General features: G+C 54.6%; 19 protein-coding genes. 7 read left to right on the forward strand and 12 right to left on the reverse strand.

Annotated elements, in window-relative coordinates; all coding sequences use genetic code 11:
* Positions 1–26 precede the first annotated feature (26 nt).
* Positions 27–2315 carry an ATP-dependent DNA helicase gene (locus P0X86_RS30970; protein WP_277747261.1) on the reverse strand — a complete coding sequence of 763 codons (2289 nt, stop codon included), beginning with the start codon at positions 2313–2315 and terminating at the stop codon, positions 27–29.
* Between P0X86_RS30970 and P0X86_RS30975 the strand changes: the two genes are divergently transcribed.
* Entirely contained in the window at positions 2314–2454 is a 141-nt protein-coding gene (locus tag P0X86_RS30975) for a hypothetical protein (protein WP_192570350.1), read from the forward strand. The two genes, P0X86_RS30970 and P0X86_RS30975, sit on opposite strands and share 2 nt — an antisense overlap.
* Positions 2455–2471: 17 nt before the next feature.
* Here the strand turns inward: P0X86_RS30975 and pdaA are convergent, their stop codons facing one another.
* From pdaA to cidR, 4 genes are all read right to left on the reverse strand, one after another.
* Positions 2472–3266: a delta-lactam-biosynthetic de-N-acetylase gene (pdaA, locus tag P0X86_RS30980; RefSeq protein WP_096775799.1), complete on the reverse strand. Its 795-nt coding sequence runs from the start codon at positions 3264–3266 to the stop codon at positions 2472–2474.
* Between the two features lie 146 nt (positions 3267–3412).
* Positions 3413–4456, reverse strand: a complete 1044-nt coding sequence (locus P0X86_RS30985; protein ID WP_277747262.1) for an oxidoreductase — start codon at positions 4454–4456, stop codon at positions 3413–3415.
* Between the two features lie 197 nt (positions 4457–4653).
* On the reverse strand, positions 4654–6276 hold the full coding sequence (locus P0X86_RS30990) for a catalase (protein ID WP_481858206.1): 1623 nt from the start codon (positions 6274–6276) through the stop codon (positions 4654–4656).
* A gap of 108 nt (positions 6277–6384) precedes the next feature.
* Positions 6385–7275: a cidABC operon transcriptional activator CidR gene (gene cidR / locus P0X86_RS30995; protein WP_009590398.1), complete on the reverse strand. Its 891-nt coding sequence runs from the start codon at positions 7273–7275 to the stop codon at positions 6385–6387.
* Between the two features lie 128 nt (positions 7276–7403).
* Between cidR and P0X86_RS31000 the strand changes: the two genes are divergently transcribed.
* The 6 genes from P0X86_RS31000 (at position 7404) to P0X86_RS31025 (ending at position 15273) form a co-directional block, all read left to right on the forward strand.
* Positions 7404–7775, forward strand: coding sequence for a CidA/LrgA family protein (locus P0X86_RS31000; protein WP_009590362.1), 372 nt, complete (start codon positions 7404–7406; stop codon positions 7773–7775).
* Positions 7772–8461: a CidB/LrgB family autolysis modulator gene (locus P0X86_RS31005; protein WP_009590333.1), complete on the forward strand. Its 690-nt coding sequence runs from the start codon at positions 7772–7774 to the stop codon at positions 8459–8461. The genes P0X86_RS31000 and P0X86_RS31005 overlap by 4 nt, the downstream gene beginning before the upstream one ends.
* A 268-nt stretch (positions 8462–8729) precedes the next feature.
* Entirely contained in the window at positions 8730–10589 is a 1860-nt protein-coding gene (locus tag P0X86_RS31010; RefSeq protein ID WP_277747263.1) for an LTA synthase family protein, read from the forward strand.
* A gap of 686 nt (positions 10590–11275) precedes the next feature.
* Positions 11276–12628: a hemolysin family protein gene (locus tag P0X86_RS31015; protein ID WP_096775792.1), complete on the forward strand. Its 1353-nt coding sequence runs from the start codon at positions 11276–11278 to the stop codon at positions 12626–12628.
* 151 nt (positions 12629–12779) lie between these two features.
* On the forward strand, positions 12780–14369 hold the full coding sequence (locus P0X86_RS31020) for a PTS sugar transporter (RefSeq protein WP_096775791.1): 1590 nt from the start codon (positions 12780–12782) through the stop codon (positions 14367–14369).
* A 346-nt stretch (positions 14370–14715) separates the two neighbouring features.
* Positions 14716–15273: a hypothetical protein gene (locus P0X86_RS31025; protein ID WP_213580710.1), complete on the forward strand. Its 558-nt coding sequence runs from the start codon at positions 14716–14718 to the stop codon at positions 15271–15273.
* A 111-nt stretch (positions 15274–15384) separates the two neighbouring features.
* Here P0X86_RS31025 and P0X86_RS31030 read toward each other — a convergent pair whose 3' ends face one another.
* The 7 genes from P0X86_RS31030 to P0X86_RS31060 form a co-directional block, all read right to left on the reverse strand.
* On the reverse strand, positions 15385–16425 hold the full coding sequence (locus tag P0X86_RS31030) for a hypothetical protein (protein WP_213580711.1): 1041 nt from the start codon (positions 16423–16425) through the stop codon (positions 15385–15387).
* Between the two features lie 269 nt (positions 16426–16694).
* A complete protein-coding gene (fumC, locus tag P0X86_RS31035) occupies positions 16695–18083 on the reverse strand; it encodes a class II fumarate hydratase (RefSeq protein WP_192570340.1) in 1389 nt (462 codons plus the stop codon).
* A gap of 308 nt (positions 18084–18391) precedes the next feature.
* Complete coding sequence (locus P0X86_RS31040; protein ID WP_277747264.1) at positions 18392–19417, reverse strand: DUF2332 domain-containing protein; 1026 nt, start codon at positions 19415–19417, stop codon at positions 18392–18394.
* A gap of 182 nt (positions 19418–19599) precedes the next feature.
* Positions 19600–21396, reverse strand: coding sequence for a thiol reductant ABC exporter subunit CydC (gene cydC / locus P0X86_RS31045; RefSeq protein WP_277747265.1), 1797 nt, complete (start codon positions 21394–21396; stop codon positions 19600–19602).
* Positions 21393–23273, reverse strand: coding sequence for a thiol reductant ABC exporter subunit CydD (cydD, locus tag P0X86_RS31050; RefSeq protein ID WP_277747266.1), 1881 nt, complete (start codon positions 23271–23273; stop codon positions 21393–21395). The genes cydC and cydD overlap by 4 nt, the downstream gene beginning before the upstream one ends.
* Positions 23273–24289: a cytochrome d ubiquinol oxidase subunit II gene (gene cydB, locus P0X86_RS31055; RefSeq protein ID WP_277747267.1), complete on the reverse strand. Its 1017-nt coding sequence runs from the start codon at positions 24287–24289 to the stop codon at positions 23273–23275. Before cydB ends, cydD begins: the two co-directional genes overlap by 1 nt.
* Positions 24276–25679 (reverse strand): cytochrome ubiquinol oxidase subunit I, encoded by a 1404-nt coding sequence (locus tag P0X86_RS31060; RefSeq protein ID WP_009590394.1) that lies wholly within the window; start codon positions 25677–25679, stop codon positions 24276–24278. The genes cydB and P0X86_RS31060 overlap by 14 nt, the downstream gene beginning before the upstream one ends.
* Positions 25680–25859 lie beyond the last annotated feature (180 nt).

Here is a 25859-nt window from a genome sequence, read left to right on the forward strand (position 1 = left end):
CCAGGTGTCAACATCCCATGAAAAAATTAGATGCGCCTGTAATGCCTCCACTCCTCGGGCAGCAGCATCCCGTACTGTCGATTCAGAAAGCGGTCATCGACGAGCGTCAGCGTCCCGCTGTCCTGCTCCGATCGGATTAAGCGCCCTCCGGCCTGCAGCACTTTGTTCATGCCGGGGTACACGTAGGCGTAATCGTATCCCCTCTTGCCGGTACGATCAAAATAATCCTTGATGATATCATTCTCGAAGGAAAGCTGCGGCAATCCTACGCCGATGACCACCACGCTCGAAAGCCGTTCTCCCTTCAAATCGATGCCTTCGGAGAAAATACCGCCCATCACGGCAAAGCCGATCAGCGGATCTTCCGCATCCGCCTGGAATGCATTCAGGAACGCCTCCCGCTCCTCCTCGCTCATTCCATGCCCCTGGAGCAAGGTACGGGCTTCCGGATTCATTCTGGCAAACGCCTCATGAATATCCTGCATGTAGGGATAGGACGGCAGGAAGATCAAGGTATTCACCGGTTTTTCCTGAACCAGGGCACTCAGCATCCGAACGATGGCCTCGCTATTGCGCTCCCGATCCTTGAAGCGCGTCGATAAAGGCAAAATCCGAACATCCAATTGCTCGGAAGAGAAGGGCGAGGGGATCGAGAGGCTGTAATCCTCTTCCTCGGCTCCGAGCATGTCGCGGTAATATCCGAGCGGCATGAGCGTTGCCGAGAAGAATACGCTGGAGCGGTAGTTTTTACCCGCCTGCTGGAGCAAATAAGAGGGGTCCAGGCAAAACAGCTTGAGAAACACCTCGCTCCCGCTCATCTCCGCATACGTGACAAAGCGGTCGTCATACAGCTTGGAGATGCGCAGATACCCCTGCACGGCAAAATAACATTCCAAAAGCGCATCGGCCTCATCCCCGCTCTTGCCGGTCATCAGTTCGGCCTCTGCCTGGAGCGAGAAATCCTCCAGCAGCTCGACCATCATCTCCGGCTGCTGGGACCCGACGATCCGCTCTTCCTCCTCGCTGACCTTGCGCAGCACCTTAAAGCGGTTATTCACCCGCTTCGCCGTGTTGTAAAGCCCGGGATTGCTCTCTTTGTACGCCCTTTGCAGCTCCAGGAACGCGGACTTATTCAGCTCGGCCGAGAACATCCCCCGCGCCCGGTCGACCAGGTTGTGCGCCTCGTCAATGAGCAGCACGCTGCGCTTCTTCACGTCCTCCGGCATCCGCTTGAAGGAGACGCGCGGGTCGAACACGTAGTTGTAATCGCAGATGACGGCATCGGCGGCGTACGCGGCATCCAGAGAGAATTCAAACGGGCACACCGTATGCTTGCGGGCATACGCTTCAACGACGGGCCTCGTGATCAACGTTTCATTCGAGAGCAAATCCAGTATGGCGTCATTAATCCGGTCATAGTAGCCCTCCGAGAACGCGCAGCCCATCTGGCTGCAGCCTTCCGCTTCGCTGAAACAGATCTTGTCCTTCGCCGTCAGCGTGACCGTATGCATGCAGAGCCCTTGACGCTCCATGCGCGCCATGGCTTCCTCCGCGGTGGTTCGGGTAATCGTCTTGGCCGTCAGGTAAAAAATCCGGGATAGCAGACCCTCGCCGATCGCTTTGACCGAAGGAAACAGCGTGGATATGGTTTTGCCGATGCCCGTAGGGGCTTTGGCAAACAATCTTCGTCCTTCCCCGATGCTTTTATACACGGCTCCGGCCAGCTTCCGCTGTCCCTCGCGGTAGGCGGGAAACGGAAACTTCAGTTCGCGGATGCTCCGGTCCCTCCGCTCGCCATGCTCCCGCAGCAGGTTGGCGTAAGGCGCGTAGGCCGCCACAACCTCGAGCACAAAGGATTCCAGCTGAGCGAAGTTCCATTCCTGCACGAACTGCTTCCGCTCTCCGCTCGGTACCTGGAAGTAGGTCAGTCTCACGGCCATCGTCGGAATCTCATGCAACCTCGCGTACATATAGGCATACATTTTGGCCTGAGCCCAATGAACCGGGTACGTGTGCTCCGTAATCTCGCCCAAATCGCCGGAGGTCGACTTGATCTCGTCGATCATGATCCGCTCGTCCTCTTGAATCAGGCCGTCGCAGCGACCTTCCACCACAAACAGCAGATCCTCGTAAGGAATCTCCGCTTCAAGCTGAACTTCCTTCTGATCGTTCTCGCCATAGTCGCGCTGTACCTGTTGATGTGCACGGGTCCCCTCGGTCAGGGACGTCGCCGTGCGAAAACCGGAGGTAATGCTGCCGCTGCGAAAGACATATTCCACCAGCGGCCTGACGGATATTTGGATAGTATGAGGCATGATGGTCTCCTTCGTTCATGTTCTATATGAAGGGTATTATACCAAACATTCGTTCCGGAAAGCGAAGCATCCGCGGGCATTCGATAACAAAAAAAGCGTGCAGACGGCCTCCTGGCAGGATGGCGTCTGCACGCTGTAAGCATATGCGGCATATGCTTACGGGGATTTCTTTTGCATCTGATCGAGGCTCTTGAACTCGTAGCCCCGGTTCCTTGCTTCGTCAATGATCCGTCCCAGCGCCTCCGTGTTGTCCTTGGAGATGGAGTGCAGCAGGATTACGGCGCCGGGGTGGAGCTGCGCGGTCACTTTATCGTAAGCATACTGCGCGCCGCGCTGGGACTTCACGTCCCAATCCATATACGCGAGCGACCAGAAGACATTGGTGTACCCCAGCTGCTTGCTGGTCGCCAGGGACCGCTCATCGAAGATGCCGCGGGGCGTGCGCAAATATTTCATGTCCGGCTGGCCGGTGATGCGCATAACCTCCTTCTTCACCCGTTCCAGCTCCTCGGTCAGCTTCTCTGCCGAGATCGTGGTCACGTCCGGGTGATTCCAGGAATGGTTGCCGATAATATGGCCTTCCGCCGTCATCCGTTTCAGCAGATCTTCCTGTGTCTTTACATAATGTCCGGTCACGAAAAAGGTGGCAGGCACCTTCTTCTCTTTAAGCGTATCCAGAATACGGGAGGTATACCCGTTCTCATACCCGTTATCAAACGTAAGATAAAGCTCCTTTTGCTCGGCATCGCCCATGAAGACCGCATCGTATTTTTGCAGAAGCTCCTTGAAGCCCTCCTCATTGATCGAGGGCAGCTGGCCGTTGACGCTTTTCTTAAATCCAAAGTGAAACGGACCGCTTCCGCCTGCCAAAGCAGCTCCGGAGATGGACAGCGTCACCGCCAGGCTCACAAGAAGCATAAGGGCCGGCCGAAGGATACCACGTTTCTTCATATCCGTTCTCTCTCCTTCATTGTTGTGATATGGATCGACTCCCCTGATGAAAGACGTACCAAGGGTGGCATCACCTAATATCCCACAAATCGGAGCAAACTATGTGTCAATCCAGGACAGTCCTGTTTTCGGATGCGGCCGCATGTTTACGTGATCTTGATCAACCGGCCCTTCTGATGGCTCTGCAGGGCATACTCGATCATCCGAATGACATTGCGGGCTTCTTCAGGCTGGACAGGCAGCGAACCGCCTTTAAGGATTGCTTCGGCCAATCCCTGGTAAAAAGCTTGATAGCGTCCCGGCAGCGTCTCAATCTCCCCTTGCACCGCCAGCCCGCTCAGCTCGGTAGCCAGCTCCCCGTATTGGTCCGGCTGGTCTTCGCCCCAGCCCGCATCCCCGGGATGCATGCCCTGCTTCAGCTGGCCTTCCTGCGGATCCGTTCCATATTTCAGGAAGCTTCCCTTATCGCCATGCAGCTCGAATTTCGGCCCTGCCTGCCGTACCAGCGAACCGGAATGCAGAATGACGCGAAACGTCTTATAACCCAGCACCAAATGAAAATAATCGTGGGCTTTGGACCCTTTGCGCTCCGTTCTCAAGTCCGCCCAGAGCGTCTCCGGCAGGCCGAACAGGAACAGCGCCTGATCGATCAAATGCGAACCTAAGTCATACAAGATCCCGGATCCGGCAATCCCTTGCTCCCTCCACCGCTCCGACTGAACTTCCGGACGGTAGCGGCTGAACTGCGACTGATAGATGGAAAGCTTGCCTAAGGCTCCCGTCTCCAGCAGATTGCGGACGGTCAGAAAATCATTGTCCCAGCGGCGGTTGTGGTACACCGTCAGCAGCACGCCCTTCTGCTTGGCCAGATCAATCAGCTCGTCCGCTTCGGCGGATGTTACGGTAAACGGCTTCTCGACGACCACATGCTTTCCGGCCTCGATGGCTAACCGGGTATATTCATAATGCGTTGCATTCGGACTCGTAATGATGACAACATCGATATCCGGAATGGACAAGAGCTCATCCACGCTGTCGACAACGGCCGTATCGGGCATATCCTGGTGGACCTTGTCCGGATCCGATGATACAACCGTGTGCACCTTGTAATCCGGCACGCTTCTAAGGATAGGTGCATGAAACACCGACCCGGACAGGCCGTAGCCGATGATCCCCGCTTGTATTGCCATAACGCAAGCCTCCTCTTCCCATGGTTCTATGTTGATTCGATATGTATCGCTTGGTTTCCTTGCAACATCTTAACATTCCGCAAATATTTTACAACCTTATAAGGGAAAGCCGCCTGCACGTCATTCTTGTGCAGGCGGCTTCGCTATTTCGGAGCTATCCTCGTTTGCGGGACGGCCTCTCTAAGGCCGGCAAAGGATTAATAAGGGTCTGCCTCGTGGCCCATACGGTTTGCATCCTCAACAGCCTGCTCCCGGACGGTCTCGTTCGAGCCCTTCCTTGCCTGCTCGAGTCCTTCCCGCACGCGGCGCCCATAGTCCTCGTCCGCATTCGTGAAATATTCCACCATCTTGTCTTGAATCCGGATATCGCATTGGATCAGCGCGCCCACGAGGTTGTTGATCAGGTCGTTTCGCTCCCAATCCTCAAACGCTCGGTACGTATCCCCGGCCTGCTTGAAATCCAGCGTGCGATCCAGCTTCTGCCGCACGAGGTTGGCATCGTAATGCGGCTGATGCGGCTTCGCCGTCTGCGATGCTTCCACCAGCCCATCCGTCATGGACGGCTCGTAATCCACATGCGGGCTTTGACCAGGCGCCTTATCCACGAAAAAGGACATCTGCCCGCCCCGCTGATTGGTAGCGACCCGTTTCTTCGGCGCATTGATCGGCAGCTGCAGGTAGTTCGTTCCTACGCGGTGCCGCTGGGTATCCGAGTAGGAGAAGGTACGCCCCTGCAGCAGCTTGTCGTCCGAGAAATCAAGCCCGTCAACCAGCACGCCCGTGCCGAAGGCCGCCTGCTCCACTTCATTGTAGTAGTTCTCCGGATTTTTGTTCAGCACCATTTTGCCTACCTTCAGGAACGGGAATTGATCCTCCGGCCACAGCTTCGTCGGATCCAGCGGATCGAATTCCAACTCGGGATGCTCGTCGTCGCTCATAATCTGCACGCACAGCTCCCACTCCGGGTAATCCCCGCGTTCAATGGCTTCGTACAGATCCTGCGTCGCATGGCTGTCATTCATGCCCTGAATCTTGTTCGCTTCTTCCTGCGTAAGATTCTTAATCCCCTGTTTGAGCGGCTCCCAATGATATTTGATGAGCACGCCGGTGCCTTCTGCATTGACCCATTTATATGTATTCACACCGGAGCCCTGCATTTGGCGGTAGTTGGCCGGGATGCCCCAAGGGGAATACACAAACGTGATCATATGCGTCGCTTCCGGGGAACGGGAGACGAAATCGAACATCCCTACGGGACCCGGAACGTTGGATACCGGATCCGGCTTGAACGCATGGACCATATCCGGGAATTTGAGCGGATCGCGGATAAAGAATATTTTCAGGTTGTTGCCGACCAGATCCCAGTTGCCTTCCTCGGTGTAGAATTTCACGGCGAACCCGCGCGGATCCCGAAGCGTTTCAGGCGAGCCGGAACCGTGGATCACGGTCGAGAAGCGGACAAATACCGGCGTGCGCTTGCCTTCAACCTGGAACAGCTTGGCCCGGGTATACTTCGAAACCGGCTCGTCGCCTACTTTTCCATAGGCTTCGAAATATCCATGCGCTCCGGCACCTCTGGCATGCACGACGCGCTCCGGAATGCGTTCGCGGTCAAAATGCGTGATTTTCTCCAAAAAATGATAGTTCTCCAGGGTCATCGGCCCCCGATTCCCGACCGTTCGCACATTCTGATTATCCGAAATCGGATGTCCCTGCCGGTTGGTCAGCGTATCCTCCCGCTCCGTCTCGCCCCAATTCTCGGCGTATCCTGCCCGTTCTTGGTTTATTCCATTATTAGTATCATGATCTTGGCCACTCACGAATGTCACTCCTCCTTGGTTATAAAGCTTGTAAATGGGTTCTCTTTACTATGGATATTATGTCCAAGGCGTGAAAATGTATGAAATGGCCTTCAATTTATAACAAACTTACTCATGCTCGCCCAGCAGGGAACGCGTAAAGCTGATCCATTCCCTGACGGCAAAGGACAGGTAGCGGTCTTTCCTCCAGATCATCCCGAGCTGCCACGGGATCGATGGATTGTCCAGCGGCAGTATCGTCACGCGCGAAGAATCGATCTCTTTGCATATCGTTTCGGGAAGCAGCGCGATCCCCAAATTGGCGGCAACCATGCCGCTGATGAGATCCCACTGCGAGCTTTCGTAGACCACCCGCGGCTCGAAGCCGGCGCTGACGCACTCGCGGATAATCCGGTCATGGAGCGTAAAGTCCTCGCGGAACAACACAAACGCCTCGTCAGCAAGCTCACTCAGGTGTACATGCTCCCTTCCGGCCAACCGATGGGACGGATGCAGAAGCAGATTCAGCTTCTCTTTCACGAAGGAATAGTAATGGAATACGTCTTCATTGACAGGCAGCACGGCGACGCCGATGTCCGTCTGGCCGCTCTCCACGTCCGCCTCCACCTTCTTAGCGCCGTCCTCGATCAGCTGAATCGTAATCTTCGGATATTCCCGGTGGAACTGCCCGATGACTTCGGGAAAAAAGCTTGAGCCCACCATGGGCGGAAGCCCGATGCGCAGATGGCCGCGCTTCAGGTTCATGAGATCTTCCAGCTCGGCCGATACCCGCTGGAAGGATTCCACCATCTGCTGGGCCTGCTGGTACATGATTTGGCCGGCGTCGGTCAGCTCAATCCGTTTGCCCTGACGATAGAACAAGGTGACGCCCCACTCGTCTTCCATGTTGCGAATCGTTTTGCTGATCGTCGGCTGCGTAATGTAAAGCTTCTCTGCGGCCTTGGTGAAGCTCTGGTTCCTCGCTACCTCAAGAAAATACTCCAGGTGCCGTATGTCCATTCCCGATGCTCCTTTCACTTTTTGGCTATGTATAGATAAATGGAATACTTATCATTCGATATATGCATTTTACCTATGAAAATTATCGTTGTAAAATTTCAATACCAATGAAAATAAGGAGGCCGGTCATGGTCAACATGTTGAAAGGAACGCTTCAAGTGGCCGGATTCATGCTTCTTTCCTTAGGGATGGATCAACTGGCCGCCTGGCTGAATATAGGAATTCCGGGCAGCATTCTCGGAATCGTTGTTGTGTTTATCCTTCTCGAAACCAAGATCCTCCGTCTGGAGTGGATCGAGCTCGGCGCCAATTGGCTTCTCGCCGAACTGCTGCTGTTCTTTATCCCCGCCGCGGTCGGGATCATGAAATATTTCCCGATGCTGGAAGCCGAAGGGCTCCAGATTCTGGCCGTCGTTTTGTTCAGCACCGTCATCGTGATGGTAAGCTCTGGGCTGACGGCCGGCTTCATCTCATCCAGAAAGGGGCGTAAAACGCCATGAACATCCTGCTGACCGTCATTCTCGGCCTACTGTTAACGATCGGGATTTACGGGGGGGCCAAAAGGCTGTATCGCCGCCTGCCGAAGGTTTATTTATCGCCGCTCCTGATCACGCCGGTGCTGATTGTTGTGATATTGACACAAACGGGCGTATCCTATGAATCATACAATGAAGGTGCGCAGTGGATCAGCAAGCTGCTCGGACCGGCGACGATCGCTTTTGCCGTGCCGCTGTACAAGAACTTCCAAACCTTGAAGAAACACGCGGCCGAGATTATGCTCAGCGTGCTGACGGGATCGGTGCTGGCCATGTTATCTTCCGCGTTTCTCGCAAAGTGGATGCACCTGAACAGCTCTCTGGCTACCAGCCTGGTGCCGCGCTCCATTACGACGCCTATCGCCATGAACGTATCCGAGGTGATCGGGGGCGTGCCGAACATGACCGCCGTCTTCGTCATTATGACCGGGATTCTCGGGTCCATGATCGGACCTGCCGTCATGCGGATCTTCCGAATCCGGGGCGATATCGCGAGAGGGGTTCTGTTTGGGACCAGCGCCCACGGAACCGGCACCTCCAAAGCATTCGAATTCAGTTCCCTCTCGGGAACCATATCCAGCATTTCGATGATCGTCGCCGCGCTCTTCACCCTCGGAACCGCACCGCTGATCATGTCCTTTCTTTATTAATATTTGCTAAAACTCTGACAAAACCGGCGACGACCGGTTTTTTCGTTGTCTTTTTGTGTTGTTATAGGAAACTTTGGGACTTACTTTAACTCTTTGACAACCTCCTCCGAAGAGGTCATAATAAATTCTGTTCATTAGTTTTGTTAAATAAATGGTATACGGAACGTAAATCTACAGTAAGAATAACGTCTATGTATCCTTAAAAAACGAATAGCCGCCGAAGTTTTGCGAACAGGTCTGTGGCGGCCCTGAAAGGTAGGCGATACAGGTGTTCTCCACCTCGCGGTTTCGGTTAACGATTACGAAGCCATTTATATTTTTCTCTGTTATTATGCTGCTCAAAAGCTACCTGGCCTGGACGGTCATTTTTGATGATGTCATGCCATGGAAACCGCTGATTACGGAAATTCCTTTTATCTGGCTTGTGTTCAGCTTGATCGAATGGTTTGCCTCCAAGCGAAAGCTGACGGCCTATATGAGCGTTAACCTGCTGCTGACCGCCATCTTCTTTGCAGCCATTATGTATTATAAATATTACGGTGTCATCGTTACCTATCACGCGTTAGAGCAGGTGAACCAGGTAACCGCGGTAAGCAACAGCGTATTCTCCTTGATGGACCCTTACTATCTGCTGATCTTCACGGATATCATTGTGATGTTTGTTCTGTTGTGGCGCAGCGACCGCGTTAAAAATTGGAAGACTCGGCATGCAAAAAAAGAAAAACGCAAGATCATCCCGATTGTTTTTGTTGTCTCTTTAATGCTGTGCCTGTTCCAGATCATGCCGAACCGCGCAAGCATGAACGAAATCGTGAAGGCCCAGGAAATGGGGATTCTGAACTACGAGGCCTATACGATTTTCCAACAGGAGAATAAAGAGCTCGTGGATGCCAAAACCATTACCCAGGATAAAGTCAACGCATTGAAAGGTCTGGAAGCGTCCGATAAAGAGGCTCTGCTTACAGGTGTCGCCAAAGGAAAGAATCTGATCATCATCCAGATGGAGTCCTTCCAGAAGTTCTTGGTCGACCTCAAGATTGACGGCAAGGAAATTACGCCTAACATTAACAAGCTGGCCCGCGAGAGCAATTACTTTCCGAACTTCTACCAGAACGTCGGTCAAGGCAATACCTCGGATGCCGAGTTTGTTGTGAATACTTCCTTCTACATCCCGCCGCGGGGTGCGGCTACGCAGCATTATGCGGACAGGGTTCTGCCAAGCCTGCCGAGACTGCTGCAAGGGGAAGGATATGATACCGCAACCTTCCACACCAACGTCGTGGAGTTCTGGAACCGCGGGGAGCTGTACAAGGCGCTCGGTTTCAACCGTTATTACGATAAAGCGTTCTTCGGGGAAGACGATAAGCTGTTCTTCGGCGCCTCGGATGACGCTCTGTACTCCAAAACGGCCGCCGAGCTGAAGAAAATGAACGATGCCGGTAAACCTTTCTATACCCAGGTCATTTCCATGTCGGCTCACCATCCGTTCACGATTCCTGAGGATAAATATCGGATGACCCTGCCGGAGCGATATGAAGGCACCTTTGTCGGCGACTACATCCGTTCCCAGAATTATGCCGATGACGCGCTCGGCAAATTCATCGAGCAGCTGAAGAAAGACGGCGTATGGGATAACAGCTTGATTGTTCTCTACGGCGATCATCTTGGACTGCCGATTTACTCCCTGGACCACAAGGATAAAGAACTGATGCACGAAATTTACGGCCGCGAATATACCTCCGGAGATATGATCAACATTCCGCTTATCATCCATGGCGAGGGAATTCAGCCTGAAGTGAAGGAGCAGGTCGGCGGACAAATCGACCTCTTGCCGACGGTGTCCAACCTGCTTGGCGTATCGATCGACAATCAGCTTCATTTCGGCCAGGATCTGCTGAACCACACCGATAATAATTTGCTGCCGGAGCGGTATTATCTGCCTTCGGGTACGTTCATCAACAATACGACCCTGTACATTCCGGGCATCGGCTTTGAGGACGGAACCAAGCATCCGCTTCCGAATTCGGACGTGAAGAAGACCCAGGCTACCAAGGAAGAATTCGAACGCTCGCTCCAGCTGCTTCATCTGTCCGACAGTTATATCAGACAGCTGCCATACCATAAATAGGCCCTTGCTGCATGGGACAACTCTCCGGAATTCTTGGAGAGTTGTCTTTTTTTGTATGCCTGGCGATCATCAAAAACCCTTGATATATAAGGATTTATATAGCCGAGTGCGACTGTTATTTGACATAGTGGCTTACTTTTTCTTATGATTAATAGCAATATACCTTGTTTTGAAGACCGCGTTCGTGGTGAAATTACGTACAACTACTCAAATCACTTCATATTCATACGCTGACAATTAAGCCATATATTTTTTAGAGCAAATCGATTACGAATTGTAGGAGTGACGATCCGACTTGGACCCCATACGAAGGATAAACAGAATTATATGTTCCACACTTGGCTTACTGCTGATTGCTTCCGTTTGTAATGTCCCCCTAGTGGACATCACCGATTCCGCTGCGGCGACGCAGGGGATGGAAGCGTCTGAAGGCACTCTTCCAGCGCCGACGCCGGTACCCAAAAGTCCGGAGCCCGTTCGGTTGATGCTGGAGTCGAAACGCCATGTGTCTCTGCTTTCCTTGCATAACGTTACATGCAACACGGATACCGATATGTTTTTGCTCCTCAAGCACATGCTGCTAGAACCTTTGAAGTTTCGATCGAATTATGTTGACAGCCATGCATAGTAAACGTTGGTTATTAAAAAACTAATTCAGATCAGATAACAAAAAGGATGTGTTTTGTTTGGACGACAATATAGGCTTGAATTTATTCCTAGTCGCTGTACTTATCGCAGCTACCGCTTTTTTCGTTATGACGGAATTTGCTATCATAAGACTTCGTCCCAGCCGGGTAGACCAATTGGTGATGGAAGGGCGCAAAGGCGCTCTTGCCGTTAAAAAGGTAACTTCGAATCTCGACGGATATCTGTCCGCGTGTCAGCTCGGGATTACCATCACGGCGCTCGGTCTCGGTTGGCTCGGGGAACCGACCATCGAGAAGATTCTGCACCCGGTGTTTGACAGCCTTGCCATTCCTGCGGCAATCGCATCGCTGATTTCATTCCTGCTTGCATTTATTATCATGACTTACATTCACGTCGTTATCGGTGAACTTGCACCGAAAACGATCGCTATCAATAAAGCTGAAGCCGTGTCGTTCCTCTGCGCGACGCCGATCATATGGTTCAACCGGATTATGTACCCGTTCATCTGGCTCTTGAACGGATCGGCCAATAAAATCGTTCGCCTGTTCGGCATGCATCCGGCAAGTGAACATGAAGAGGCTCACTCGGAAGAAGAACTCCGCATGATTCTCAGCGACAGCTATGAGAGCGGAAAGATTAACCAAGCCGAATACGGTTATGTAAGCCGAATTTTTGCTTTTGACGATATGCTTGCCAAAGAGATTATGGTACCTCGTACCGACATGATCTGTCTGTATGTTGACAAGCCGCTTGCCGCCAACCTGCAGATTATCAAGCGCGAGCAGTACACCCGGTTCCCGGTTGTCCGCGGAGACAAGGATCAGATCGTCGGCATGGTGAACACCAAACAGTTCTTCCTGGAGTTCGATGACAATTCCAATATCGACTTGACCAAGCTGATTCATCCGGCCATGACGGTATCCGAAGCGATCCCGATCAAGAAGCTGCTTCGAAAAATGCAGCAGGAAGGCACGCATATGGCCATCCTGATCGACGAATACGGCGGTACGTCCGGCATGATCACCATCGAGGATATTTTGGAGGAGATCGTCGGCGAAATCCGCGACGAATTCGACGAGGATGAAGAGCGCGAGCTGACCCAGCCTGAGCCGAACCGCATCATCGCAGACGGCAAGGTATCCATTAACCGGATCAACGACCTGCTTCATACGGACCTGAGCACCGATGACCTGGATACGATCGGCGGCTGGCTGTACGGTCATAACTCCGAACTCGCCAAAGGCGATACGTGGAGGTACAATGACCTGACGTTCACCGTCATCGAGAAGAAGACCCACCGCTATACGAAGCTGCAAATCGTCAAAGAAACGCCTGAAGAAGCGGCGGAGGAAGCCTCTGCCGTTGCAGCGGCCAGCGAAAGCAACGAATAGACAACTAGATGACTAAGCCGCCATGCAGCCCTTACCGGGTATGCATGGCGGCTTTTGATTTGGCAGGATCGCATTTTAACACTTTAACAAGTTATAACTCTGCTGTAATATAGAAATTATCTTATTTCTAACGTATTGGGGGCAGCAAGTCATGAATCGTCAAATCGCCATCATCGGAAGCAGCGGCGGCAATCTGTACAATCTCGGCGGCAAAGACCCGCGCAAACTGCTGGATGAGATATTGATGCAGCTCGATAGCGCCGGCCTGTCCTGCGGGGCCCTGCAGTTTATCGCCGCCCAGGTCTCCATGGACGCAGCCAAGGATACGACGCCCGCGGCTCTTTACAGCTGGAGCTCTTCCCAAGGAGAGCCCATCATTGTCGCTGAAGGCACCCTTCAGCAGGTCAATCAGGCGGCCGAGCGGTTGGACCGGGAGATTGCCGAGCAGATTGAACTCGGCGAAATTGACGGCATCATCGTCATGAGCGCCGACCCGGAGGGCAGCAACCGGCATGCCATTGAGGCCGCTGCCAAATTCCGCCTGCCGGTGACCGGTACGGGCGGAACCTCCATGGCCATCATCCAAACCAAAGGCGCGCATGTCATTGCGGCTTCGGGCACAACCGGAACCACCAACAGAACGCGCGCGGTCACCTTTGTCACTTCCCTCAGCAAGCATTGGCGGCTTACGTACCGGCCGGTCATCGGGAATGCGTCCGCAAATATCCATGCGGCGTCCGGCAGCTCATCTCCATGGCGAAGAATCAATATTCGGGGCATCATGATGGCGTCCCTCCCCGGTTTCATCGGCATGGCCCTGATCCTGGCGGTCAGCAAAATCCCGGGGTTATCTTCGTTGACCGAAGTGTTTGACCTGCTGATTAAGGCGCTGCCGGTCATCGTTGCGGTCATTGCGGCCAAACAGGTCTCCGAGTTGGACGAGGTGTCCATCGTGGCGGGCATCGTGGCAGGCGTTCTGTCCGTTGAAGGAGGCATTATCGGCGGCATCATCGGCGGGATCGGCGCAGGCATTATCGTCCATTACATATTCCGCCAATGCGTGGAGTGGCGTTTCCCCGCTACGACGGTCAACATTGTTGCCGGCGGCGTGTCGGGACTGATTGCCGGTTTGCTGGTCTACTTCCTCATTGCGCCGATTGCGCTGAGCGCAGGGCAAGGCATCCGCTTCCTGATCGAGACCCTTGTCTCCTGGAGCCCCGCCATGGCTGGATTGATTGCCGGCCTGCTGATCTGGCCCGCCATCATCGGCGGCGTCTATCATGCGGCCATCCTGCCGATTGTGCTGCTGGAGATGGAAACAACCAGCAACAGCTTCCTCGGCGCGGTCGATATGGTCGGCTTGGTGATGGTATCCGCAGGCATCACGCTAGCCAATATTATCGCTCCGCGGGATAAGGGAGAAGCCGCCGTCGCAGCCCCCGGATTCGCCATCAACATGGGGTTTGGCACCTTCGTTGAGGCCGCCTATCCGTTCATGTTTTCGAACAAGCTTGTATTTGCCGGAGCGATTGCCTCGGCTGGACTTGGCGGCATGCTCGTCGGTTTGTTCGGGGTCCGGGGGACGGCCTATGTGCCCTCCTTCATCGGGCCCATTACATCGAATAACACGATGGGCTTCCTGATCTCGATGGCGGCCAGCCTGCTCTGTTCGTTCCTGATCACCTTCTTCGTTAACAAGCTGTCCGGTTACCGGGATGCCCGGAATACCGTGAGCATGTAATGCGAGGCCGGTTCCACCTATGCATAGGTGCTTCTCCATGACATAAGAAGCCCCTCAATAAAAGGACGGATCAAGCGCATCAGCTTGGTCCGTCCTTTTATCATGCATGCTCTCTGCCTCCCCCATCGGCTTCCCCATAATGGCGCAATACCGGATCCTAGTGGTGCTGGATTCCTTGCTGACAGCTGCGGGCTAGCCTGAATCAAGGTTCCTAAAGAGCTTACATTCGCAGGCTTGTCCTTATTTTCTTACGAAAACGGGCTAACCAATGGATCGGAAAAAGAGTCTATATAGTAGATAGGCTCCCCATTCGGCTGCCTACACCCATTCGGTATGCAAGGAGGTTATGACGATCGAGAAATTCAGAAGGATATCGCTCTTCGCGCTGACCAGCGTCCTGTTAGCCGCTTCCCTCATCTGGCAGGGCGAGCAAGCAGCCGCTAACGAAGCGGAAGGCTATTACGTAAACGTCGGCGGCACCCATATAAAGGACGTCCATGTTCGCAAAGGCAAGGCGTACGTTCCGCTCAAATCCTTAGCCGATGCAATGGGATACGAAATCTCGTATACGATGCAGGAGGAGCTGGGCAACTTTCATCAATATGACCTGAAAGCGGCAAGCGGTCCCCCAGTATCGGTATGGGGAAACGACAGCTGGGGATATACGATCGTACGGCGGGCTACGCAAGAGATGAGCGTGAACGATATCGACATTTATAAACCGGCGAGGCTGTGTGCCGAAGAATCGGACCACTGCAAGCTGGACAAGAGCAAGTACGACGGTCCCCTGTTCATAAAGAGCACCCTCTACGTCCCTGTCCGCGACATGGCCAAGGCCTTGAACTTAAAGCTGACCATGACGAAGACGCCGAAAGGACGCAGCATCCAGCTGTCCCTGCATTAACGAAGGCTCCCTTCACATGTTGGATCATGATTCATCAGCAAGAAGCCAGGCGGAGTTATCCACTCCGCCTGGCTTCTGAATCTAGAATCAATTTATACTCCAGCAAAATCCTCATTCCAGCCCTTTGATCTCGATGTCATCCGCGGACGTAATGTCCGAAATGTCGAACACCCTGAAGCTGTAGGTACTGGTTTTCCCCTTCATATAATCGATATCCTGCTCCACCTTCTTCACGCTCTCCGGCGTCTTCAAATCCGCAGCGTAATAATCGATGGTAAGATCCGTCTCCCCCGGCACCGTCACCGAAGGCAGCCGCCGAATCAGCTCCAGCACCCGTTCCTTCTCCTGCGCCAGATTATCCGCCGTCAAATCCGCGAATACGATCAGTCTTATGTTCTGGCTGACATCGCCATCGGCGTTATTCGCCAGTTGGCTATAATCACGCTCTACCGTGTCGCTACCTGCGAAGACAAACGCCTCCCCAAACGCCTGGTCCGGATAAAGCTCATCCAGCAGAGGTTTCAGCCGGTCCCTCAGCTGCTGTCCCCAGAGCCGGTTCAGGTAGGTATCATTGGATATGACGGGAGGGCTGGCTTCATTGCTGCTCAGCGTAAATTCAAGCTCTGGCGCCTGCTCCGGGTGGGCCGTAAGATTATACGAGCCTATGGCCCAGGTATAATCCACATCCGTGACCTTAAAGGGTTCGTTGTACTTCTGTTCCAGATAGGACTCCGCCGCTTCCTGAACCTCGCGTTTCTCTGCAGCCGTCTTCATGAACGGGGCGGATCCCCAGGTGTACCCGGCGTAAATCGACCCTGCGAACAGGGCCAGTCCGATGATCGTCCGCACGACGATTTTCCAAGGGGAGGCGAGCTGACGCCGCCGCTTCTCGTCGAACATCGGTTTCCTGGGCGATCGGTAGCTGAAGTAGATGACCGGTATGATCAAACCTATAATATGAAGCCCAATAGCTAGCGGACCGATAATCAAGCCCAAGTATCCCAGTGTCATGAAAAAAATAAACAAAGCCGCTCCCTGCAGCGCCATGAGCAGCATTCCGCCTATGATCATGCCCGGCGTCCCGATATAAAACATCCCGAGCCCGGTGCATATCAGAGAGAGCAGCGTAGCCATCCATTGATGTTTCTTCAAGTTATCATCCGTCCTTCTTACGTTTGTTTGTGAAGTATTGTCAGATGCTGTCACCATATTATAACCGCTGCGAAGCCGGAGATAAACGATCGAAGCACTTTTGCATCAGACGAGCGGCGTTCCGTGATGTTTTTCTTGCGATGATCGAATGCGTTCAGCCCGGCGGGTAACTTCTTCTAATCAACCATAAAAGCCCACATCACCGTGGTGAAATGGGCTCTTGGTTCAACGGGAAACCTGCCTTGAAATAAAGCTCAAAAAAAACTCTCCTATTCCTTCGGGTGTATCATTTCTTCCGGACGGACGATCCGGTCAAAATCCTCTCCGCTAAGCAGACCGCTTGCCAGCGCCGCTTCACGAAGCGTTGTCCCTTCTTGATGCGCACGTTTCGCGATGGCGGCGGCATTCTCGTATCCGATATGCGGATTCAGCGCCGTCACCAGCATTAGCGACCGCTCCATGTTCGCGCGGATCACGTCAAGATTGGCTTCGATGCCGATGGCGCAATTCTGGTCGAACGAATCCATGGCATCCGACAGCAGACGCACGGACTGCAGGAAATTATAAATGATGACCGGCTTGAAGACGTTCAGCTCAAAATTGCCCTGGCTTGCCGCAAAACCGATCGTGGCATCGTTGCCCATCACTTGGCAGACCACCATCGTCAGCGCTTCGCTCTGGGTTGGATTTACTTTCCCCGGCATGATGGAGCTTCCCGGTTCGTTGGCAGGGATCGTGAGCTCGCCGATGCCGGAACGGGGACCGCTTGCCAGCCAGCGAACATCGTTGGCGATCTTCATCAGATCGGCAGCCAGTGCCTTCAGCGCCCCATGGGCAAATACGATCTCGTCATGGCTGGTCAGCGAATGGAACTTGTTGCTGGCGGACGCGTAGCTTTTTCCGATCTGCAGGCTGATTTCGGCCGCCGTCATTTCTCCGAATTTCGGATGCGCGTTAATGCCGGTACCCACGGCGGTGCCGCCAATAGCCAGCTCGCGCAGCGGTTCTACGGCCGAAGCCAGCATCAATTCGCACTTCTCCAGCATCCGGTGCCAGCCGCTGATTTCCTGTCCGAGCGTCAGCGGCGTTGCATCCTGAAGGTGCGTACGGCCGATTTTGATCAGGTCCTTATATTCATCGCTTTTCTTCTCGAACGTTTTCTTCAAGCGGCGGAGCGCAGGCATCACTTGATCTTCCATGGCCACGACCGCAGCCATGTGCATCGCCGTCGGAAACGTATCGTTGGAGCTTTGGGATTTGTTGACGTCATCGTTGGGATGAACGCGCAGCGTGCTGTCTTTTCGCTCGAGCAGCTGATTGGCCCGATTCGCAATGACTTCGTTCACGTTCATGTTGGACTGCGTGCCGCTGCCGGTCTGCCAAACCACCAGCGGAAAATGCTCATCCCACTTGCCGTCCACGATCTCGTCGGCCGCGGTTGTGATCGCATCCACCTTATCTGCATCCAGCTTGCCGAGCTTGCCGTTGACGATGGCCGCGCTCTTCTTCAATATCGCGAACGCCCGAATGATCTCCTTCGGCATCGTTTCGGTTCCTATCCGGAAATTCTCGGAACTGCGCTGTGTCTGCGCTGCCCATAACTTATCCGCAGGCACTTTAATCTCACCCAGGGTATCCTTCTCAATACGATAATCCATCCCAACTTCCTCCTTTGGTCTCCTTGAATGCTGCCATGCCCTGAACGAGAGCCCTTCCACCGTGGAAGAGCCCGATCCTCGGGTTCAATCGCATAGCATAAAGCGCTTTATATTCCATCTCTCCTATTATGACACAGACTTGCCCAATAAAAAAATATACGCGATGAAGGCTGCGGCTGTTGTTCTCTAAGTCTCAGCCCGGCTGCCTTCCGGGCTCGCGGTCGTTTACGGGCATATGACTTGTAACGAACGGCGGTCACCGTTCCGTTCGCCGTCCTTATTCAGGCTGAGTCAATCATCTCCCGGCCTTATAACAGCCACTCGAACCAGCGCGCATGCCCATCCGTGCGTGCCGCCGTAAACTTGCTCGGCACGCCCCCGAGGATATACTCGGCATGCAGATTCTCATCCTGCATATTGTTGTAGACGTGCACAATATCGCGCTTGCTTCCAATCTCGCTCAGATGCCGCAGCAATTTTTGCTTGGACGCCTCCGAAATCTGGTTGGCCACATGCGTATGAAACACGCAGATCACGGCCTCTTCCGGAATCTCCTTCACGATGTCAGGCAGCAGCTCCGTCCCATCCCCCTCCCGGAAACGTACGTCTGACTGCTGCTTCAACGCTTCCGCCGCATGCTCCAGCATGGACACCCGATCGTGATTGCCCGGCCAAATCAAAGCTCGCAGCCATAAGAAATGCTCCGGGTTCCGTACGTCATTCACATGCAGATCGATCCCCATCCGGTAAACAACCGGCGGACTGGAGGCCAGCAGGAACGGTTTGCGGTTTCCCCTGATCTCCGATGTAATGTGCACCTTCGATTCCGTAAGGCCGTAACTCGCCGTGTCTCCATAGGAATAACTGTATTGATCCCACAGCAGCTGCAATCCGGCACTCGTTCCAAGCTCCACTAGGGCAAGCGGCTTCCGGACCTTGTCATAAATGGAGCAGAACACCGGATACAGGTACGCGCAGCGACGGACCTCGTTCGTCTGTACCCGTTTGCGCTTCAGGATTCCGATAATGGCTGCTTCATGCTCCAGCACGAATGCCCGGAAATGGGGATAACAGGAGGCCATCTCCTTCGGGTGCTCCGCAAGGCCGGGGTAATACGCCCTCAGCTCCGGACCCTCGCCCTGAAGCAGCAAGTATTGAACCGCTCCGAACAGCATATTGGGCACGGGCTGGCCGGACGGAACCAACGCAGCGACTTGCAGCACCTCTTCATCATCGGCAATATGCCGGGCCAAATACTCATAAAACACGCTGGAACCCGGACATTCCCGCTCGGCAAAATGACGAAATACGTTCACCAACCGTTTCGAATCCACCCTATACCACACCCCTAACGTTGTAATGAACCCTTGATCCTGCTTAAGACTAATGTTACATCTTTCCAGAAGCCGCGTGGATTCCGATCTTTTATCGGACTCATAAGAAAAAAGAAGGCAACAAAAAGAAGAACCCGCCTCCTGAAAGGCCGGTTCTTCTGCTGGCAAATCGCCTCGGCTGTCTATACCGCCGGACGATCCAAACGGTACAAGTTCCGATACCGCGGATATCGCTCCATCAGCTCATCGTGGGTGCCCCGCATAACGATTCGACCGTTTTCCATGAAGAGAATCTCATCCATGCGCTCCACGCCGACCAGATGATGCGTCACCCAAATCAAGGTGCGGTCCTGCAGGCTGGCGAACATGGTGGACAGCAGTTCCCGCTCGGTTTTGGGATCCAGCCCGACCGTGGGCTCATCCAGAATGACAACGGGCGTCTTCTGCAGCAGGATTCGGGCCAAGGCCACGCGCTGGCGCTCTCCTCCGGAGAAACGCTGCCCGGCTTCCTGCATGCGGGTGCCAAGTCCTTCCGGAAGGGAGGCTACCAACGGTTCAAGCCGTGCCATGGCGGCGGCGTCCCGGATTTCAGCCTCCGTGGCGTCCGGGGAGCCAAGCCGAATATTGTTCGCAAGCGTTGTGTCGAACAAGTGCGGACTCTGGTTCAATACCGAAATGACGGAAGAAATCTCATCGCCGAAACGCGCTGACTCCACGCCGCCTAGGGTAAGGCTTCCTCCGGATGGCGCCAGCACGCCCTGGATCAGCTGCAGCAGGGTCGATTTGCCGGCACCGGAGCGCCCGATGACGGCTACCTTGGCGCCGGGAGCAATATCCAGCGACACATCGGTTAATGCAGACGCCTCCCTGTCCACGCCGGATGGTTCCAGCCCCGATGGGCCGTCTGCCCCCTGATCATAGCGGAAGCTGACGCCGTCCGCCTTCACATGAACGCCGCGGCTTATGACGGATTCCACCTCTGCCTTATCCAGCATCTGCGGCAGGTCCTGCCGCCCTTCGGAGGCATCCGCGCTTTCAATCGCCCGGAGCCTTGCAACCGATTGGCCGTACTGCGGAATCCGCTCAACGGCTTCGGATACCGGCAGAAATGCATCCATTAACGGGAACACAACCAGCACAAAAGCCGCGATCAGCGTAACGTCGATGGCACCGTCCGCATACTGTCGTCCCGACCAATACACCACCGAGACCACCGTCACGGCAACCACGCCTTGACCGATAAAGGCGCGCAAGCGCGACCAGCGCTTAAGCGAACGGTCGGTCCGGTCCACCTCGGCTTCATCCGCCTCGTAACCGGTCAGGAATTCCGTCTGCCGGCCGCTGACGTACCATTCATGAATGCCCAGGACCGCGTCGGTCAGCTTCCGGTAGAGGTGGCTGCGGGCCTGTTTCACTTCCCGATTCTTCCGTTTGGTGAGCAGCAGCGAGATCAGCGGCAGCACCAGAACCAGCACCGCTATATACAGTGCGAGCAGAAGGGCGAATGCCGGATCAAACAGACCGACGGCCAGAATGACCCCGGCATATAACACAAGCGCAACTATCGATGGGAAGACCGTTCGGATGTAAACGTCCTGCAAATACTCGATGTCATCGGAGAGCACCCCCAGCAGATCCCCGGTGCGATACCGGGAAGATAAACGGAGGGCTTGCGGTTCCAGAATGCGGTACAGCCGAAGCCTCATGCGGGACAGGATGCGAAGAATCGTATCATGCCCCACCAGGCGCTCCACGTAATGGATCACCGCCCGGCCGATGCCGAAGGTGCGAACCCCTACGGTCGGCACGTACACCATCAGGATGTTTTCCGGACGCAGGGCGGATTTGGAGATCAAATAACCGGATGTGAACATGAGCATCCCGGCAAACATAATGGTGAGCACGCCCAGCGTGACAATGAGCAGAAAACGCCAGAAATTTGCCGTTACATAGGGTCGAAACCACGATTCCTGCTTCATTGTACTCCCTCCATCTGCGATGTCATCAGTCCGTAATAGACGCCCTGTCGTGCCATAAGCTCCTCATGGATTCCCGTTTCCGCAACGCGCCCCTGGTGCAGGACGATGATATAATCCATATCCTGCATCCAGTGAAGCCTGTGCGTCGCCAGAAATACCCACTTGTCTTGAAAAAGGGACAGCATCGTCTCCTTCAGCTCATACTCCGTCTCAATATCCAGATGCGCCGTCGGCTCATCCAGCAGCAGAACCTGCCGGCCGCCAAGCAGCGCCCTGGCCAAAGCCACGCGTTGTGCCTGGCCGCCGCTTAAAGCGCGTCCGCCGCCGCCGATCATCTCCGCAAGGCCGCCCGGCAAGCTTTTTACCAGCTCCGACAGACCGGCCGCCTTTACCGCCGCTTCCACTTGAGCTCTGGACGCCTCCGGCGCATAAAAGCGCACGTTCTCCTCCAAGGTTGCCCCGAACAAATACGGCTGCTGCGGCATATAGGTGACCTCCGACCGCCACTCGCGTCGGTTCGATTCTTCCAGCATCATGCCGTTCAGCGCCATCGCTCCGGATGTTGGCGCCATGAAGCCGCCTAACAGCTCGATCAGCGTGGATTTGCCGGCTCCGCTCTCCCCGACGATGCCGATCTTGCGTCGTCCCGGTATTCGGAAGGTGACCTCCTCCAATGAAGCGGGCCCTTGTTCTTCGTGTCTGAGGCCGATACCGGAGAGCTCCAGTACGCTGTCCTTTTCCCAACGGAATGATGACTGCGGCCTGCGGCTGGGACCCGAGAAATTATTTTGAATTTTAAATGTTAGGCCCGTTGAGGTTCGTTCCATCGTTTCTGCCGCCGGGGTTTCAAGCGCTCTCGTTGGCTCGAATGGACCCGCGCCGTTAGCCGAACCCTCCTCAGCAACAGGACTTGAGCTACCGCCCGAATGCCCCTTCCGGGCTTCTCGGATGATGGATTGCATCGCTTCCCCTGCCTGCTTGCCGTCCAGCGTGGCGTGGAAGTCCGCTCCAACCATGCGCACCGGCAGGAAATACTCCGGTGCCAGGATCAGGATGAGCAGCGCGGGCAGCAGCTCCAGGCTGCCGTTAATGAGGCGCAGGCCCAGGTTTACCGCAACCGACGCCACGGACAGCATCGTAAAGAAATCCAGCGCAAAAGAGGACAGAAACGCCACGCGCAGCGTCCGCATGGTAGCTGCACGATACCCCTCGCTGACCTGCTGTATGCTCGCGCCGTGCTTGCGGCTCTGTCCCAGAAACTTCAGGGTGGTCAGCCCTCTCAGCGAATCCACGAAATGATTGGATAGCATCCGGTAGGAATCCAGCTGCCGTTCGGTCTGCTTTCTCGCGGCAAGGCCCACGAGGATGAGAAACACGATCAGGATCGGCATGGTCACCAGCAGAATGATGCCCGAGATCCGGTCCGTCATGAATACGTACAGCCATACCAGCGCCGGGGTAATGCCCGCCCCCATCATGCGAGGTATGGTCAGCTCCGCATATTTGCGGAACTTGCCGATGCCCTCCAGCACAAGCGTAACCACATTGCCTGTTCCTTCCGACCGGACAAAGGACGGCCCGTTCCGAAACAGCTCCTCCAGCAGCTGCTTTCTCAGGCTCGTGCCCGTCTCCTCGGCAAAGCGCTGCGCGATTCCTTGCTGCACGACCGAGATCCCGTGGCGCGCCAGAAAGGCAAGCAGGAACAAGGCAATGGTCTCCCCCTGCTCCTGCAGCGTTGATCCCGCAAACAGGGCGGATACGGCTTCCGCCAGCCATTTGGCTTGCAGAAGGATGGCCATGCTCTGTGCCAGGGTACATACGGCGACAAGGAAGAATACCGTCTTGGCGCCTTTGTATCCCAGCAGATCTTTTCCCATCAGTACTCCAGATGCTCCTTCTCATGTACCCGTTTGTGGAAAACGAAGTAACTCCAAATTTGATAGCCCAAAACAAACGGCAGCAGCGATACGGCCACAATCGTCATAATCTTGAGGGAATACGGTCCGGAGGCCGCATTATAAATGGTCAGGTCAAATGCAGCGTTGATGGAGCTGACCATCACGCGCGGGAACAAGCCCACGAACACGGACGTTACCAAGAGTGCGATGACCGCGCCGGTCATCCCGAAAGCCCAGCCGTCCCGCTTGACGTTCATGAAATATCCGCCCAGCAGGAATGCAAGCAGGGCCAGCACCAGCAGCACGGTTAACGCCACGCCGCGCTTCTCGAAGATATCGGTCATGAAATACGTCATCACCCCGAATGCCACGAACAGGGCCGTGACAGGAATCAGAAGTCTCCGGGCCATGCGGCGCGCCCGTTCCTGGAGATCCCCCAGCGTGCGCAGCGTCGTGAACATCAAGCCATGGAGCAGGCAGAGCATCACCATCGTCAACCCGCCGACCACGGTATAGAGATTCACGACATCGAAGAATCCGGCATGCAGCTGCATCTCTTCGTTAATCGGGAGCCCCTGGATCAGGCAGGCAAACACAACGCCGAGCAGGAATGGCGGAAGCACGCTTCCGGTGAAGATCGCTCCGTCCCACACCCTTTTCCAGCGGACATCGCCCACCTTGCCGCGGAATTCAAATGCCACGCCGCGCCCGATCAAGGCCAGCAGAAGAAAGACAAGCGGAATGTAGAACCCGCTGAACAGCGTGGCATACCAGTTCGGGAAGGCCGCGAACATCGCGCCGCCCGCCGTCAGCAGCCAAACCTCGTTGGCGTCCCAGAACGGGCCGATCGAGTTGATCAGCACCCGGCGCTGGGTATCGTTTTTGGCCAGCAGCTGCGTGGACATCCCGACTCCGAAATCGAAGCCCTCCAGGAAGAAGAACCCGATAAACAATACGGCGACGAGCACAAACCACAGTTCGTTAAGAGACAGCATTGTAGTCCTCCTTATTAAACGGATCGCTTGCGTGGTGATCGTCTTCCTCCGCCGCATACGGTCCTTTCTTAATGACTTTGATGAACAGATAGGCCATCACGGCTGCCAGCACCGCATAAATGGCGGTAAACATGATGAGCGAGAACAGGATCGAGCCTGCGCTTACGTTCGGCGAAACGCTGTTCTCCGTGGTGATCAGCCCGAATACCGTCCAAGGCTGGCGTCCGATCTCCGTCATGATCCATCCCGATGTGTTGGCGATGAACGGCAGGGAAATGCCGAACAGCATCAGTCTGAGGAACCATTTGCCGGCCTTCTCGACTTTTTTGCGCAGCATCAGCCACGCGCCGTACAATCCCAGCAGAATCATGACGCTGCCGGCAGCCACCATAATCCGGAAGCTCCAGAAGGTGGTGCGGACCGGCGGAATATAGTCTCCAGGACCGTATTCCTGCTCGTATTGGGCTTGCAGCTCCTTCATTCCGATGACTTCGCCGGAAAATTTGCTGTAGGACAAAAAGCTGAGCAAATACGGGATTTTGAACTCCATCGTATTCTCCTGCTTATCCGGATCGATGGCGGCGATGACCGTCCAAGGCGCGGGATCGTCGCTCGTTTCCCACAAGCTCTCGGCGGCGGCCATCTTCATCGGCTGCGTATCCACCAGATACTGCGCTTGCTGGTGGCCGAATACCGCAACCAGAATGGAGGTGATGAGACCCACCACGATGGCGATGTGGAATGATTTTTTGAAGAAATCCAAATCCTGCTTCTTCAGCAGCTTATACGCGCTTACCCCCGCTACCAGGAAAGCCCCGGTTGCCAGCGCACCGAAGATCGTGTGCGGGAATTCTACCAGCAGCTGACCGTTCGTGATCAGCGCGAAGAAATCATTCATCTCCGCCCGTCCATTGTTGATCTCAAAACCGACCGGACGCTGCATGAAAGAGTTCGCTGCCAGGATCCAGAAGGCGGACATCAGGGTGCCGAAGGACACCAGCCAGATGCTGAGCAGATGGACCTTCTTGGATAACCGGTCCCACCCGAATATCCACAGCCCGATAAACGTCGATTCAAGGAAAAACGCCAGCAGGGCTTCGATCGCAAGCGGTGCGCCGAACACGTCCCCGACAAAGCGCGAGTAATCCGACCAGTTCATCCCGAACTGGAATTCCTGCAGAATCCCTGTCACAACCCCGACCGCAAAGTTGATCAGGAACAGCTTTCCCCAGAACTTGGCCATTTTCTTGTAGACTTCCTGGCCCTTGACAACATACATCGTCTCCATGATGGCGATCAGAAACGCCAATCCGATGGATAACGGTACGAAAATAAAGTGAAAAATGGTTGTCGATGCGAATTGGATTCGCGCCAGCATAACCGGATCCATAAAAGATACCCCTTCCTTTAGCTCACGTGATCACTTCAAATTTGATTCTTTTTGTATTGTCGCAGACCGCGTCCTAAAGGATTGTGATAAACATCACAATATAATGGCCGAAATAGGTGAAAAAGTTATCAATTTGTGACGAAAATCACTAAGTAGGCAATGGATTATGTGAGGATTATC

It is taken from the genome of Paenibacillus sp. BR1-192 (assembly GCF_029542445.1).
GTDB classification, from domain to species: Bacteria; Bacillota; Bacilli; order Paenibacillales; family Paenibacillaceae; genus Paenibacillus_AQ; species Paenibacillus_AQ lautus_A.